Below are 14,907 nucleotides of genomic sequence, written 5' to 3'. Positions count from 1 at the left end.
ACCAGTCATTATTGTCCCGGAGGGTGCCTTCCGGGACTTTTTTTTGTATTTATTTGGATATGCTGCTTATTCAGATTACCTTTAGTCTATTATTTATATAGACTATATAACTAATAGGTATTATGTCGCATAACGAGGTGATAGATAAACTGGAACAACAGCCGGCCACCCTGAGAAGGCAGGAAATGCTCATAACCCTGGTCAATGAGGAGAATAAGAAAAAGCGTGGGTTATGGGTGCTGATCGTCTTGTTATCAGTCATTACCGTGATTGGTTTATGGTTCACTTATTACTATAGCGTTCCTGCTGCCACACAAACGAAGGTATACCAGTTCATACAATCCCTTTTTACATCGCAGTTGCTGTTTTACATAGGCGTAGGACTGGCCGCACAGATAGTGGACGGAGCGCTGGGCATGGCCTATGGCGCCACCTCTTCCTCCCTGCTGCTGGGCCTCGGCATTCCACCTGCTATTGCAAGCGCCAGTGTACACGTAGCAGAAGTGTTCACTACCGGTGCATCCGGCATTGCGCATTTCAAACTAGGTAATGTAAATAAGAAACTGTTCCTGTACCTGCTTATACCCGGTATGTCAGGCGCTATCATTGGCGCCTATCTGCTTTCCGACAAAATAGATGGAGATGTTATCAAACCGTTCATGAGCGCATACCTCATGATACTCGGCATTATCATCCTGAAAAAAGCCTTGCAGAACAACCGTCGCAAAAGTAAAGTAAAACGTCTCGGCCCGCTGGCCTTCTTTGGCGGTTTTATGGATGCTATTGGCGGAGGCGGCTGGGGCCCTATCGTTACTTCTACGCTTTTAAGCAAAGGCCGTACCGTACACTATACCATCGGTTCTGTGAATGCAGCTGAGTTCTTCATCTCTGCATCCAGCGCTGCTACTTTCCTGGTATTCACAGGCATCAGCAGCTGGCAGGTCATTGTAGGCCTGGTGATCGGCGGGGTGATCGCATCTCCCTTTGCCGCCATCCTGGTACGCCGCGTAAAACGCAAGCCCATGATGATCATGGTAGCGGTATTAGTGATACTGCTTAGCTTGCGCACCATCGTCTTAACTTTCACGAAATAAAAAAAGCTGCAAGTCTCAAGCTGCAAGCTTCAAGCGCTATCCCGTACATTAGTTAACTGCCTTAATGCAGGTAACTGAACTATACGTTAATGCTTGAAGCTTGCAGCTTGAGACTTGCAGCTTTTATCTTTCGACTAAATCTTTATCTCTCCCACCATCTTAGCCGGATCTACCCATTCGTCAAACTGCTCAGGCGTAACATAACTCAGCTTCACCGCCATCTCTTTCAGGGTAGTGCCTTCATGGTGCGCTTTCTGCGCGATCTCTGCTGCTTTATAATATCCTATCCTCGTATTCAGCGCAGTTACCAGCATCAGTGAATTATCCACGTGCTTTTTAATGTTGGCTTCTATCGGGGCCAGGCCTTCCGCACATTTATCATTGAAGCTTACGCAACCGTCGCCTATCAGGCGGGCGCTGTGCAGGAAGTTATAAATCATTACCGGCTTGAACACATTCAGTTCAAAATGGCCGGTAGCACCGCCGATGTTGATGGCCACATCGTTGCCCAGTACCTGTGCAGCGATCATGGTCAGCGCTTCACACTGGGTAGGGTTCACTTTACCGGGCATGATGGAAGAACCCGGCTCGTTATCCGGGATGAACAGCTCACCGATACCGGAACGCGGGCCGGAGCTCAGCATACGGATATCATTAGCGATCTTCATCAGGCTCACCGCTACTGTTTTCAGGGCGCCGTGCGCTTCTACGATTGCATCGTGAGCGGCCAGGGCCTCGAATTTATTTTCAGCAGTTACAAAGGGCAGGCCGGTCAGTTCTGCGATCTTCTTAGCTACATTCTCAGAATAACCTTTCGGTGTATTGATACCGGTACCAACGGCAGTACCGCCCAGGGCCAGTTCGCTCAGGTGGGCCAGGGTGTTGTTGATGGCTTTCAGGCCATGATCCAGCTGTGATACATAACCGCTCAGTTCCTGTCCAACGGTCAGCGGCGTAGCGTCCATGAAATGCGTACGGCCTATTTTCACTACGTGCTTGTAGGCAGCTGCTTTTTCAGCCAGCGTGTTACGCAGCTTTTTGATACCGGGAATGGTTACTTCCACCAGCATTTTGTAAGCGGCAATATGCATGGCGGTAGGGAAAGTATCGTTGGAAGACTGGGATTTGTTCACATCATCATTCGGGTGCACCACCTTATCCTTGTCGGTAAGCTGACCGCCGTTGATCACGTGTGCACGGTAAGCCACCACTTCATTCACGTTCATATTGGACTGGGTACCGGAACCGGTTTGCCACACTACCAGGGGAAATTCATTATCCAGTTTGCCTTCCAGGATCTCGTCGCACACTTTGCCGATCAGCTCCGCCTTCTCTTTGGGCAGTACGCCTGCATCCAGGTTGGTAAGCGCAGCCGCTTTTTTCAGATAGGCAAATGCCCTGATGATCTCTTTGGGCATCCTGTTAATATCCTGGGCGATCCTGAAATTATCGATGGAGCGCTGGGTTTGTGCGCCATAATAGGCGTTCACGGGTACTTTCACCTCGCCCATCGTGTCTTTCTCTATTCTGAATTCCATATGCTTGAATTTTGAGACACGAAAATAATTAACAATTAAGAATTAATAATTAATAATACCGGCGCTACAGGGTATTCAACCGAGCACACTTAGCTGCCGACTGCAGTCTCGCAATTCTTAATTCTTAATTATTCATTATTAATTATTCGCCGGTAAATCTGGGTTGCCGTTTCTGCACAAACGCTTCCGCGCCTTCCTGCAGATCCTTGGTGGCAAAGCAGGCTGCAAACTCGTCTATCTCTGTTGCAAAGCCATCCACATCCTTGTCCAGCGCTGCATGCACACACTTGATCACCCGTGCAATAGCCAGTGGGGCCTTGCTATGGATCTTTTTCAGGATCTCTTTGGCTTTGTCCAGCAGCGCCTCCTTTTCTGTCACATGGTTCACCAGGCCCATGCTCAGGGCATCTGCTGCGCTGATCATATCGCCGGTCATCATCAGTTCCATGGCGCGGCCTTTGCCCACCAGCATGGAAAGCCGCTGGGTACCGCCATAACCTGGGATCAGGCCCAGGTTCACTTCCGGCTGACCGAATTTAGCGTTGTTGCTGGCTATACGAAAATGACAGGCCATCGCCAGCTCGCAGCCGCCGCCCAGCGCAAAACCGTTCACAGCCGCTATAATCGGCTTGGGACATTCTTCTATGCGCTGGAAGATAGTATGCCCTTTCTTAGCCAGTTCTGCGCCCTGTTCAGGGGAGAGGGTCAGGAACTCTGCGATATCTGCGCCCGCCACAAAAGCCTTTTCACCGCTGCCGGTAATAATGGCGCTCCTGATCTCTTTTTTCTTGTACACTTCATCCACCGCCAGTGCCAGTTCCGCCATCACCTGCTGGTTCAGGGCATTCATCTTATCCGGACGGTTGATCGTTATCACTAAGATCTCATCTGTTAAGGTAGTGCTGATCGTTTGATACATAAAGCTTGGTTTTATTTGTCAACCTGGTTTGCGTAGAACTATGGACTTAGAAATTGCGGTGCTCGCCTACCCAGCTGGTAATATAGCCGGCAATTTCCCGGGTATTGGTGCCCGGCGGGAACAACCTGCCTACGCCCAGCTGTTGCAGGGCCTGCATATCAGCATCCGGTATGATGCCGCCGCCGGTGAGCAGCACATCATCCATACCTTTCTCTTTCATCAGGTCTATAATCCTGGGAAATACCGTCATATGGGCCCCTGATAATATACTGATGCCGATAGCATCCACATCCTCCTGTAAAGCGGCATTCACCACCATCTCAGGGGTCTGTCTGAGCCCGGTATAGATCACCTCCATACCGGCATCCCGCAGGGCGGCCGCTATTACCTTGGCCCCACGGTCATGGCCGTCCAGGCCAACTTTTGCTACCAATACCCGTACCGGGCGATGTAAAGGGTCGTTCATTTTTTGGTTTTGCGTGGGTAAATGTAGCATTTTTTAGCACTTGGCTATTAGCTCTTAGCACTTAGCCCGCTAAAAGCTAACGGCTAAAGGCTAAGAGCTGATTTTTGCTTACCTTTGCAGTTCCGAAAACCACAACCTCTTAGATATGAGCGAAGAAAGGTCACTCAACTTTTTAGAACAGATCGTAGAAGATGATATAGCAAACGGCGTCAACGGCGGCCGGGTTCATACCCGCTTCCCGCCTGAGCCTAATGGCTACCTCCATATAGGCCACGCCAAATCCATATGCCTCAACTTTGGGCTTGCCCAAAAATACAAAGGCCAGACCAACCTTCGTTTTGACGATACCAATCCCGTTACAGAGGACACAGAATATGTGGAGTCTATCAAGGCTGACATACGCTGGCTGGGTTACGAATGGGCCAATGAGCTTTATGCATCCGATTATTTCGAACAGATATATGATTTTGCCGTAGCACTGATCAAAAAGGGACTGGCCTATGTGGATGATTCTACTCCGGAAGAGATAGCCGCCCTGAAGGGCACGCCCACGGAGCCCGGAAAGGATAGCCCCTACCGCAACCGCAGCATCGAAGAGAACCTGCGGCTGTTCCAGGAGATGCGCGACGGCAAGTACAAAGACGGTGAAAAGGTATTGCGCGCCAAAGTGGATATGGCTTCGCCCAACATGCACATGCGCGATCCCATCATGTACCGCATTAAACATGCTCACCACCACCGTACCGGCGAAAAATGGTGCATCTATCCCATGTACGATTTTGCACATGGCCAGAGCGACAGCATCGAGCATATCACGCACTCCATCTGTACCCTGGAGTTTGTACCGCACCGCCCCTTGTACAACTGGTTCATCGAGAAGCTGGAGATCTTCCCCTCTCACCAGTATGAGTTTGCCCGCTTAAACCTGAGCTACACGGTGATGAGCAAGCGCAAACTGAAACAGCTGGTGGAAGAAGGATTTGTACGCGGCTGGGATGATCCCCGCATGCCTACCCTCAGCGCACTGCGCCGCCGGGGCTATACCCCCGCCAGTATCCGCGCCTTTGCAGACCGGGTAGGAGTGGCCAAACGCGACAACATCATTGAAATAGGACTGCTGGAATATTTTATACGTGAAGAGCTGAACCGCACCGCCAACCGCGTAATGGCCGTACTGGACCCTGTGAAGCTGGTGATCACCAATTACCCGGCAGACCAGGTAGAAGAGCTGGAAGCAGAGAATAACCCGGAAGATGAATCTGCCGGTAAGCGTATCGTACCTTTCAGCAACACACTGTACATAGAGCGCGAAGATTTCATGGAAAACCCGCCCAAGAAATTCTTCCGCCTCGCCCCCGGCCAGCTGGTGCGCCTGAAGTATGCCTACATCATTAAATGCGACAGCGTGGAAAAAGATGCGGAAGGCAACATTACCACCATCTATTGCTCTTACCTGCCCGAAAGCCGCAGCGGCGGAGACACCAGCGGTATTAACGTGAAAGGTACCATTCACTGGGTGAGCGCTGCTCATGCCGCCACCGCAGAGGTGCGCCTGTACGACCGCCTCTTTAAAGTGGAAGATCCGGGTAATGAAGAAGGTGATTTCAAATCATACATCAATCCTGATTCATTACAGGTGATCCCTAACGCTTACATAGAGCCGTCTCTCACAAGCGCCAAACCCGGCGACCGGTTCCAGTTCCTGCGCAAAGGATATTTCACCGTAGACCCGGATACCACCGCGGAGAAACTGGTGTTTAACCGCACCGTTACCTTAAAAGATACCTGGGCGAAAGAGGCAACAAAGAATGAAAGCGTGAAAGCAAAATAGCTGATCAAATGATAAACAAAAGGGGCAGGTATATAAACTATACCTGCCCCTTGCTTTTATAGGAACATCCAATTGATCATACGTCAAATGCCGGTAATGCCTTCATGATCCTGGCAATGGTTTCATGCTTGCCAAGCGTTTCGGCAATGTTGAATACCGGCGGGCCAAATTTGCCTCCGCAAAGCATAATACGGAAAGGCAGCTGCAGTTCCCCCACTTTAATGTTCATGGAAGTGGCCAGCTGTTTGAAGCTCTCTTCCACCGCAGTCAGCGAGAAGTCTGCCAGCGTTTCCAGCACAGAAGCCCAGTCCAGGAAGAACTGGCGCTTTACTTCACTCCACTTGGGCTTTACCGCCGCTGCATCATAGGTTTCCGGCTGCTGGAAGAAGAAGAAGCCATGATCCCATATTTCATTCACGAGATTGCAACGCTCTTTTACCAGTCCGGCAATAGTGGCTACATATTCTTCAGATGCCTGCACGCCTTTCTCTTTCAGCACCGGCATAAATAATGCTGCCAGCCGCTGATTATCTGCTTTCAGTATATACTGGTGGTTGAACCAGTTAGACTTTTCAACATTGAACTTAGCGCCTGAATGGTGCACACGTTCCATAGAGAACTTTTCTATCAGCTCATCAAGTGTGAACAGTTCCTGCTCGGTACCATCATTCCAACCCAGCATGGCCAGCATGTTCACAAATGCCTCCGGCAGGTAACCCATTTCACGGAAGCCCCTGGTAAATTCGCCGCTGCGCGGGTCCTGCCAGTTCATGGCATATACGGGGAAGCCTAAACGGTCGCCGTCGCGCTTACTGAGCTTACCATTGCCATCCGGGCGCAATATCAGCGGCAGGTGTGCCCATTGGGGCATATCTGCTTCCCAGCCCAGGTAGCGCCACAGCATAATATGCACCGGTGCAGAAGGTAGCCATTCTTCACCGCGGAAGGCGTGTGTGATCTTCATCAGGTAATCATCTACTACCACCGCCAGGTGATAGGTAGGCATACCATCTGCTTTGAGCAGCACTTTATCATCTACCGTACCGGTATTGAAATGCACCTCGCCACGGATCATATCTGTGAAAGAGATCTCTTCATTAGCGGGCATGTTAATACGTATTACATGCGGCGTACCGGCTGCCAGCAGCTTCTCCGTTTCATCAGCGGGCAAGCTCAGCGAGTTGCGCATCTGCTGACGTACAATGTGGTTATATTGGGGAGATGGGTTCTCCTCCGTTTTCAGGCGGGCCCGCATTTCTTCCAGTTCTTCGGGGGTATCAAATGCATAGTAGGCATTTCCGTTCTTCACCAGCCGCTCTGCATACTGGCGATACATTTCCTTGCGCTCGCTCTGCCGGTAAGGCGCATAAGGCCCGCCCTTGTGCGGTCCCTCATCAGCCTCCAACCCGCACCAGCGCAGGCATTCTATAATATATTCTTCAGCGCCCGCTACATAACGGGTTTGATCCGTGTCTTCTATACGCAGCACAAAATCGCCTTTATGCTGCCGGGCAAACAAGTAGTTGAATAAAACCGTGCGTACGCCGCCCAGGTGTAAACCACCCGTTGGACTGGGCGCAAAGCGTACCCTTACTTTTTTGTGTTCCATAGGCGCAAAGGTAGTAATTTAGTTGGCAGTTGACAGTTTACAGTTGCCAGTTACAAGCCACTGACAACTGTAAACTGTCAACTGTAAACTTATACAAATGTTCTATCTCGCTAAAACACCCGGCATCCTGAAAGCCCTCTATCGCAGCTGTACCTGGCAGCTCTCTCCAGCCCGCCGGGCGGTGTATCTTACCTTTGACGACGGCCCCCACCCGCAGGCCACGCCTTTTGTAATGGAGCAGCTGAAAAAATATGACGCCAAAGGCACCTTCTTCTGTATAGGCAAAAATGTGGTAGAGCACCCCAGGATCTACCAGCAGCTCCTGGAAGAGGGCCATACGGTAGGTAATCATACCCATAACCACCTCAACGGCTGGAAAACCGGCACTGCCAAATACCTGGAGAATATACTGGAAGCCCGCAAGTATATTGATTCCCCCCTGTTCAGGCCCCCTTATGGCCGTATAACGCCTTTCCAGGTAAAAAAGCTCCGCAACACCGTCCCTGGCACACAGATCATTATGTGGGATGTTTTAAGCGCGGATTTTGATACGGCCATCACGGGCGAAGCCTGTGTACAGAACGTGGTGTTCAGGGCTAAACCGGGGTCTATTATTGTGTTCCACGACAGCACCAAAGCATGGGACCGTCTTTCGTATGCCCTTCCACGTGTGCTGGAGTTCTGTAAGAAACAGCAATGGGCAATGGAAGCGATACCTTTTGAAAAGTAAAAGAATAAATAAAAAAGAAAAACGCTTCCTGTGCGGGAAAGCGTTTTTCTTTTTTATTTATTACTTTTTATTTATCTCATGATTACACCCTTCACTTTATCTCCGATGCTGATAGTAGCGGAGTCATCGCACACGCCAGCGCCATAATTGATAGTGGCAGTGATCTGGTCAAAAGTTACATCTGCAGTACCTTTTCCGATCCAGGCGCAAGACAGTGCCTTTACCAGTGGTTCTTTAACAGTATAGGTAACAGCGCTGCCGCCGGGATAAGTCAGGGTAGCAGTACCTGTACCGCTGTACACATCATCATTGGTATTGAGCGGGGTAGCAGTACCATCTGTTTGTGAAATGGTCTTGGTGCAGGTGTAACCGAAAGTTAAAGTGTCCAAAGTAAGCTTGCCGCCGGTTACAACAGTTTTATAGCTGAATCCGTTGCTGCTGCTCAGGTTTGTGATCTCCTTGGTACCTTCTATTTTGATACCGTTTACAGTGTAGTTCTGCGGTGTGATAGTCACTTTGGCGCCAGGTAACAGCACAAAATTGCTGATCGTCAGTACCACTTTACCAGCGCGTACACGGCCATCTTCTCCCACGCAATGCGTTCCGAAATCCATGGTCAGTACTTTAGGCCACTTACCGGGGGTAGCATCGTCTACGCTGGACTGCCAGCAAGTACCTATCTTACCATTTATTTTGTCCTGGTCAGTTAAACGGGCATTGGAATGATAGCCTTCAGCCTGGCTGCCCTGCAGGGCAACATCAAACAGGTCATCATACAAAGCGCTGGCCTGTGCCTCATAGGCTGCCGCAGCAATGGCTTTATTATCATTCTGATCTGTCTTGGGATCCGCCGCATCATTACTTTTGCTGCAAGCGAAGAAGATGGTGGCAACAGCTACCAGTACGATAACCACAGCAAAAATGCGATTGAAACAAAAATAGCTTTTCATGATAGGATAGTTTTTCTTAGGACTTTACCTTTGTGCCAAGGTTTAATTTTACATTACGATTTTTACAAATTTAAAAAATTTCTATTGAATATTCATCCTATTAACGTGTTAATTGAATATTATGTTGTGGATAGATACCCATGCGCATTTATACGGGAAAGAATTTAACCAGGACCGCCCCGCGATGATAGCACGGGCATTGGAGATGGGTGTACATAAACTGTTGTTACCCAATATAGATAGTCATTCTATTGAGGGGATGATCGCTCTGGAAAACGAATTTCCCGGTCAATGCTATGCCATGATGGGGCTGCACCCCTGTTATGTGGATGAGAACGTGGAAACTGAGATGGCCCTGGTACGGGAATGGCTGGCCAAACGCCCCTTCATTGCCGTAGGAGAGATCGGGCTGGATTTTTACTGGGATAAAACGCATGCCGCCCTGCAACACCAGGTATTCAGGGAACAGCTGCAACTATCGAAACAATACCAGCTGCCCGTGGTGATCCATAGCCGGGAAAGCACCCGGCAGTGTATAGACGAAGTAAAGTCTTTGCAGGATGGTAGCCTCAGCGGTGTGTTCCACTGCTTCTCCGGCACCCTGGAAGAGGCCCGCGAAGTGATAGACCTGGGCTTTTACCTGGGCATCGGCGGCGTGGTCACTTTTAAAAAATCAGGCCTGGATAAGATTGTAGAAGCAGTTGACATGCAGCATATTATACTGGAAACGGATGCTCCTTACCTGGCCCCGGTGCCTTACCGCGGCAAACGGAACGAAAGCTCCTATATCCCCCTGATCGGGGAGACCGTCGCCAATGTAAAAAATCTAAAAATTGAGGAGGTGGCTGCTATAACAACCAGCAATGCCCTTAAATTATTCAAATCCATTTAATTGATTAGTGGATACCTTTGCGGCACAATCCAGGTGTTTAGAGAATGAGCAAAATTCTGATTATCTATACGGGTGGTACGGTAGGCATGATCTTCGACGAAAAGACAAAAGCATTACGCCCGATTGGCTTTAATGAAATCCGTAATAATCTGCCGGAACTATACCGGATGGGGATCGACTTTTATGTATATGCCTTCAACCCGCCGATAGACTCTTCAGACATGCAGCCCGAGATCTGGGTAGAACTGGCCTCCATCATAGAGGACCGTTACGATCGCTACGACGGTTTTGTGATACTGCATGGTTCAGATACCATGTCTTTCACGGCCTCTGCCCTCAGCTTCATGCTCGAAAATCTTTCCAAGCCGGTGATCCTTACCGGCTCACAGCTGCCCATCGGTAAGATCCGTACAGACGCCAAGGAGAACATCATCACCGCCATGGAAATTGCCGCTACCCGGCAGAACGGCCATGTGATGGTACCCGAGGTCTGCATCTATTTCGACTTCTCCCTTTTCCGCGGCAACCGTTCCAAAAAATATAACGCTGAAAAGTTTGAGGCCTTCTATTCCATGAACTATCCGCCCCTGGCAGAAGCGGGGATCGATATCAAATACAAGCACCAGTTCATGCTGTGCCATCCCACAGCGCCGCTGAAAGTGCACAAGAACATGGACGATAACGTAACCGTGCTGAAAGTGTTCCCCGGCATCACCCGCAAAGCGGTAGAAGCTACGCTCAGCGTGCCCGGCCTCAAAGGCGTGATCCTGGAAACATTTGGTAACGGCAACGCCAATACGCAACCCTGGTTCATCGACAGCCTCAGAAAGGTGATAGAACAAGGCGCCATCGTGGTAGACATTACCCAGTGCGATGGTGGTTCCGTTGAGCTGGGCCGCTACGAAACCAGCCAGTACCTGAAAGAGATCGGCGTGATCAGCGGCCATGATATGACCTTTGAAGCCGCCATCACCAAACTGATGTTCGTATTGGGACAGGAACTGCCCCTGGAAGAAGCCAAGAAGATGATAGAAACGCCCCTCCGGGGAGAGCTTACGCCTATTATAATTGATTAGTTGATAGTCGTTAGTCGTCAGTTGTCAGTTGACAGTTGACAGTGATCGGACCGAAGATGTATTATACTCGCTTCAATCACCGACAACTGACAACTGACAACTGACAACTGACGACTGACGACTGACAACTGACGACTGTCCACTAAAACCCTGTAACTTCTTTCCTTTCTTAAACGTTTATCAATCAGCGTCCCCGCTAAGGAAAATTATCCTTACTTTTATTTATTTTCATCGAAAGCCGTCTGATTGCCACAACAATGAAACACATCCTCTGGCCCCTGTTAATACTGTTTGTTACTGTGCAGCTAAGCGCACAGGTAGTAACTCCCTGTACTACCATCGGCCAGACTCCCGAAACGGCTTTCCCGGTATGCGGGGAGAAAAAGTTCACCCAGGTGGCCGTACCCGTATGCGGCGGCAGGAACATTCCCACCCTGAACTGCCCTCCCTACCACGCAGATGTAAATCCTTTCTGGTATAAATTCACCTGCTATAGTACCGGTACACTCGGTTTTACCATCACCCCCCATGACCTTTCTGAAGATTATGACTGGCAGCTGTTTGATGTGACGGGCCGCCCCGTGAGCCAGGTATATACCAATAATGCGCTCTTTGTAGGATCCGGCTGGTCTGGCGATGGCGGCATTACCGGCGCTTCTGATGCCGGCGCCCAGCGGGAAGTATGCGGCGGCTATGGCAACCCCTTGTTCAGCTCTATGCCTACTATCTACCAGGGCCGCGACTACCTGTTGCTGATCAGTCACTTCGACTCCACCCAATCCGGTTACGACCTTGAATTTGTGAGAGGCACCGCCAGTATAACCGATCCCGTTATGCCGCAAATTGAGCGGGTAAGCTATGATTGTACGATACCAGCCCTCCTGGTAAAATTTAATAAACGCCTGCAATGCAGCAGCCTTGCCACCAATGGCAGTGATTTTGCGCTCACCGGTTCCCCGGGCGCCGTGATCACCGGCGCTAAAGGCGCCACCTGCAGCAACGGCTTTGACTTTGACTCGGTAGTGATCACGCTCAGCGGGCCGCTGCCTGCTGGTAATTACGCGCTCAACCTGAAGAACGGTACAGACGGGAACAGTGTGCAGGATCCCTGCGGTAACAACGGCGGCGGACCAGCCACCGGCATTCCGCCCACCCCTTTCACCGTAGACCCACAGCTGCCCTCTTTACTGGATCATGTAGCACCTGTAAGCTGCAGGCCAGACCGGATAAAGATAATATTGAACCAGGCCGTACGCTGTAGTTCTATTGCCGCCAATGGCAGCGATTTTACGCTCAGCGGACCTGGCGCCCTTAGCATACGGAGCGCCACCGGATCCTGCAACGGCGGTTTTACAGATACCATCGAGCTCGTACTGTCTAACGCCATATTGACCGCAGGCGCCTACCAGTTAAACCTTCGCAGCGGCAGCGATGGTAATACCCTGCTCAGTGAATGCTGGCTGGCTACACCCAGCGGCGCCACCCTCCCATTCAATACTGCTGATACGGTGAATGCAGACTTCACCTATACCATGAGCCTGGACTGCGAATACGATACCCTGCGGCTCAACCATCCGGGCAATAACGGTGTCAATAGCTGGCAATGGTATTCTGACGGCGATCCTTTCAGCACGGAACAAAATCCCATCAAGGCATATTCCGTCTTCGGACAGCATACCATCAAACTAACAGTGTCCAACGGTACCTGCAGCGATTCGGTTGCTACCGGTATCCTGCTGGATAATGAGCTCAAGGCTGAATTCTCGGCCTCAGCAGATATACTTTGTCCGCAGGATGCCGTTACCTTTACCAACCAAAGCACCGGTAAGAACATCATCGGTTACCGCTGGATCTTTGGCAACGGTATCATGTCGGCCAGCGCCAATCCATTGCCGCAAACCTATCCCCAGCTGAAGGACGAACGCGACTATCCGGTAAGCCTCATCGTGCAGAGCGCCGTGAACTGTTTTGATACTGCTACGCACCTGATCAAGGTAGTGCCCAGCTGTTACATAGATGTGCCCACCGCATTCTCTCCCAATGGCGACGGCATCAACGATTATCTTTACCCGCTGAACGGCTATAAGGCCATCAACCTGAAATTTGCAGTGTACAACCGCCTCGGACAGCTGATATTTGAAACAAACGACTGGCGTCATAAATGGGATGGTACCCTGGGCGGACGGCCACAGGGCATTGGCACCTATGTATGGATGCTTTCCTACACCCACAAGGAAACAGGTGAGAAAGTATTTAAAAAAGGTATAGCCGTACTGGTGCGTTAAACCCTTTCTGCAAACTTATCTATTGTAGCTATTTACCCTCACTGCAGCTGCATTTCAGCAGTATTTAATTAATATTGCGCTCATTAGGTTTAAAAAACATGTACCGGCTTATTCCACGTGCGTAGCACTGACTGTAGTATAGCAACATAGCACGGCCTTGTCAACTATAATTTGAAACTGATGGATATTTTGATCAACCCCAGGCAAACGGTAGATCCGGGTAAAGCTGTACCCGTACCCGGACATCTTCAGAAATACCTCGCGCCCTGGGGTTCCTGGCAGTATCACCAATATGGATTCGGCCACATATTAACCCAATCTTTCCTGCACAAACATTATCGTATATACATCTACCGCTTCCTGATAGACAAACCGGTGCACCTGTATTTTTCCTGCAGCCAGCCCACCATCGCCCTACGGCACATGCTGTCCGGCCAGGTCTTTGCAGACGTGGCGGGCTTCGGGAAAGTATTGCTGGAGCCTTTACGCTATGGCCTGATCTATCTGCCCAAAGGCGTGAACAAGGCCTGGTTTGAAGCGGGAACGGCAGAATCCCTGCACATGGAGCTGGAATACACCTGGCTGGAAGAGATGGCGGAAAGCAATCATGAAATAGCGGAGCTGATGCACCGGGTAAGCACCGCCAGCAACGAGGGTAAAATGTTGGCTCCCGCAAAGCTGGATTACAGCGTACAGGAAACGCTGGCTACTATACGCAATACCCGCGAAACCGGCGGTTACCTGCTCATGGAATTTAAAACAGGCATCCTGAAGATCCTTACCCAGTACGGCAAGGCTATCAAAGAGCAGGAACATTTTGACGGCCTGCCGGATGTGCCGGACAAAGCCCTTCTCATCAGCATACATGAAGCAATTAAGTCCAACCCGCGTATCCACTACACGCTTTCCCGGCTGGCTAAAGAGCATCATATGCATGAGAAGACGCTGAGCAGGCATTTCCACCGGCTGTTCAATATCAGCTTGTCGGCTTATGTGCAGGAACAATGCATGGTCCGCGCCTACTTCCTCATCACTACCACCAGCCGCCCGCTCACGGACATAGCTAACGAACTGGGGTATACGGAGATCAGTAATTTTAACCGTGCCTTCAAACGCTACTACCGCATTTCGCCTCAGGCCCTGCGTACTACAAAATTGTCCGGAAATGATCCGGAGAATGTACTGCCCGGATAAGTGGTTTTTGTGCTTTTATAAGCAACTTTATATCATAGGCAGTAACGCACGTGCAGCCTCACAATAACCCAAACACGACTATGAACATTAGCTTTCAATATACATAAGGCGACTCACGCCTGGTTCCGTTGTTCCCTCCGGTAGCAGGCGCCCATCACGCTGAAGGGATGGGTACTGCTCCGGTAAAAAACGGTCTTTTCATCGCTTTCAATCACACTCAGCTAGGTTCACTACCTAATGGTGTCTTTATGGTTATTTGAACATATATTGCAGGTTCTACCTTTCCAGGTGGAACATTCTCCAGGTATTTCCTTGTCCCAATC

12 protein-coding genes are annotated in these 14,907 nt (G+C 50.2%); 7 read left to right on the top strand and 5 right to left on the bottom strand.

The window, feature by feature from the left end; genetic code table 11:
• The first annotated feature begins 122 nt into the window (after positions 1-122).
• Positions 123-1,094, top strand: a complete 972-nt coding sequence (locus tag ACR9Y8_RS20185) for a sulfite exporter TauE/SafE family protein (protein ID WP_481215055.1) — start codon at positions 123-125, stop codon at positions 1,092-1,094.
• 134 nt (positions 1,095-1,228) lie between these two features.
• Here ACR9Y8_RS20185 and fumC read toward each other — a convergent pair whose 3' ends face one another.
• The 3 genes from fumC to ACR9Y8_RS20170 all read right to left on the bottom strand — a co-directional run bounded on the left by fumC (position 1,229) and on the right by ACR9Y8_RS20170 (position 4,017).
• On the bottom strand, positions 1,229-2,632 hold the full coding sequence (gene fumC / locus ACR9Y8_RS20180; RefSeq protein ID WP_481215054.1) for a class II fumarate hydratase: 1,404 nt from the start codon (positions 2,630-2,632) through the stop codon (positions 1,229-1,231).
• A gap of 142 nt (positions 2,633-2,774) precedes the next feature.
• A complete protein-coding gene (locus ACR9Y8_RS20175) occupies positions 2,775-3,551 on the bottom strand; it encodes an enoyl-CoA hydratase/isomerase family protein (protein ID WP_481215053.1) in 777 nt (258 codons plus the stop codon).
• Positions 3,552-3,597: 46 nt separating this feature from the next.
• Complete coding sequence (locus tag ACR9Y8_RS20170; protein WP_481215052.1) at positions 3,598-4,017, bottom strand: cobalamin B12-binding domain-containing protein; 420 nt, start codon at positions 4,015-4,017, stop codon at positions 3,598-3,600.
• A 145-nt stretch (positions 4,018-4,162) separates the two neighbouring features.
• Between ACR9Y8_RS20170 and ACR9Y8_RS20165 the strand changes: the two genes are divergently transcribed.
• Positions 4,163-5,848 carry a glutamine--tRNA ligase/YqeY domain fusion protein gene (locus ACR9Y8_RS20165; RefSeq protein ID WP_481215051.1) on the top strand — a complete coding sequence of 562 codons (1,686 nt, stop codon included), beginning with the start codon at positions 4,163-4,165 and terminating at the stop codon, positions 5,846-5,848.
• Between the two features lie 76 nt (positions 5,849-5,924).
• On the opposite strand, the gene gltX is transcribed toward ACR9Y8_RS20165, so the two are convergent.
• Positions 5,925-7,457 (bottom strand): glutamate--tRNA ligase, encoded by a 1,533-nt coding sequence (gltX, locus tag ACR9Y8_RS20160; RefSeq protein ID WP_481215050.1) that lies wholly within the window; start codon positions 7,455-7,457, stop codon positions 5,925-5,927.
• Positions 7,458-7,554: 97 nt separating this feature from the next.
• Between gltX and ACR9Y8_RS20155 the strand changes: the two genes are divergently transcribed.
• Positions 7,555-8,187 (top strand): polysaccharide deacetylase family protein, encoded by a 633-nt coding sequence (locus tag ACR9Y8_RS20155; RefSeq protein ID WP_481215049.1) that lies wholly within the window; start codon positions 7,555-7,557, stop codon positions 8,185-8,187.
• A gap of 71 nt (positions 8,188-8,258) precedes the next feature.
• Here ACR9Y8_RS20155 and ACR9Y8_RS20150 read toward each other — a convergent pair whose 3' ends face one another.
• Entirely contained in the window at positions 8,259-9,137 is an 879-nt protein-coding gene (locus ACR9Y8_RS20150) for a hypothetical protein (protein WP_481215048.1), read from the bottom strand.
• A 121-nt stretch (positions 9,138-9,258) separates the two neighbouring features.
• On the opposite strand from ACR9Y8_RS20150, the gene ACR9Y8_RS20145 reads away from it, so the two are divergent.
• The 4 genes from ACR9Y8_RS20145 to ACR9Y8_RS20130 all read left to right on the top strand — a co-directional run bounded on the left by ACR9Y8_RS20145 (position 9,259) and on the right by ACR9Y8_RS20130 (position 14,584).
• Positions 9,259-10,029, top strand: coding sequence for a TatD family hydrolase (locus tag ACR9Y8_RS20145; RefSeq protein ID WP_481215047.1), 771 nt, complete (start codon positions 9,259-9,261; stop codon positions 10,027-10,029).
• 44 nt (positions 10,030-10,073) lie between these two features.
• A complete protein-coding gene (locus ACR9Y8_RS20140; RefSeq protein ID WP_481215046.1) occupies positions 10,074-11,105 on the top strand; it encodes an asparaginase in 1,032 nt (343 codons plus the stop codon).
• 257 nt (positions 11,106-11,362) lie between these two features.
• Positions 11,363-13,390: a T9SS type B sorting domain-containing protein gene (locus ACR9Y8_RS20135; protein WP_481215045.1), complete on the top strand. Its 2,028-nt coding sequence runs from the start codon at positions 11,363-11,365 to the stop codon at positions 13,388-13,390.
• Positions 13,391-13,570: 180 nt separating this feature from the next.
• Positions 13,571-14,584, top strand: a complete 1,014-nt coding sequence (locus ACR9Y8_RS20130; RefSeq protein ID WP_481215044.1) for a helix-turn-helix transcriptional regulator — start codon at positions 13,571-13,573, stop codon at positions 14,582-14,584.
• The last annotated feature ends 323 nt before the right edge of the window (positions 14,585-14,907 follow it).

It is taken from the genome of Chitinophaga sp. SVR4-12A, from assembly GCF_056754765.1.
Note: the sequence above shows the minus strand (reverse complement) of the source record. Positions and strands in the feature narration are given on the sequence as shown.

Bases quoted from the DNA above. Each gene is read 5' to 3' on its own strand.
- ACR9Y8_RS20185 (WP_481215055.1), top strand. From the start codon at position 123: ATGTCGCATAACGAGGTGATAGATAAACTGGAACAACAGCCGGCCACC.
- ACR9Y8_RS20165 (WP_481215051.1), top strand. From the start codon at position 4,163: ATGAGCGAAGAAAGGTCACTCAACTTTTTAGAACAGATCGTAGAAGAT.
- ACR9Y8_RS20175 (WP_481215053.1), bottom strand. From the start codon at position 3,551: ATGTATCAAACGATCAGCACTACCTTAACAGATGAGATCTTAGTGATA.
- ACR9Y8_RS20135 (WP_481215045.1), top strand. From the start codon at position 11,363: ATGAAACACATCCTCTGGCCCCTGTTAATACTGTTTGTTACTGTGCAG.
- ACR9Y8_RS20150 (WP_481215048.1), bottom strand. From the start codon at position 9,137: ATGAAAAGCTATTTTTGTTTCAATCGCATTTTTGCTGTGGTTATCGTA.
- ACR9Y8_RS20145 (WP_481215047.1), top strand. From the start codon at position 9,259: ATGTTGTGGATAGATACCCATGCGCATTTATACGGGAAAGAATTTAAC.
- ACR9Y8_RS20170 (WP_481215052.1), bottom strand. From the start codon at position 4,017: ATGAACGACCCTTTACATCGCCCGGTACGGGTATTGGTAGCAAAAGTT.
- ACR9Y8_RS20155 (WP_481215049.1), top strand. From the start codon at position 7,555: ATGTTCTATCTCGCTAAAACACCCGGCATCCTGAAAGCCCTCTATCGC.
- gltX (WP_481215050.1), bottom strand. From the start codon at position 7,457: ATGGAACACAAAAAAGTAAGGGTACGCTTTGCGCCCAGTCCAACGGGT.
- ACR9Y8_RS20140 (WP_481215046.1), top strand. From the start codon at position 10,074: ATGAGCAAAATTCTGATTATCTATACGGGTGGTACGGTAGGCATGATC.
- ACR9Y8_RS20130 (WP_481215044.1), top strand. From the start codon at position 13,571: ATGGATATTTTGATCAACCCCAGGCAAACGGTAGATCCGGGTAAAGCT.
- fumC (WP_481215054.1), bottom strand. From the start codon at position 2,632: ATGGAATTCAGAATAGAGAAAGACACGATGGGCGAGGTGAAAGTACCC.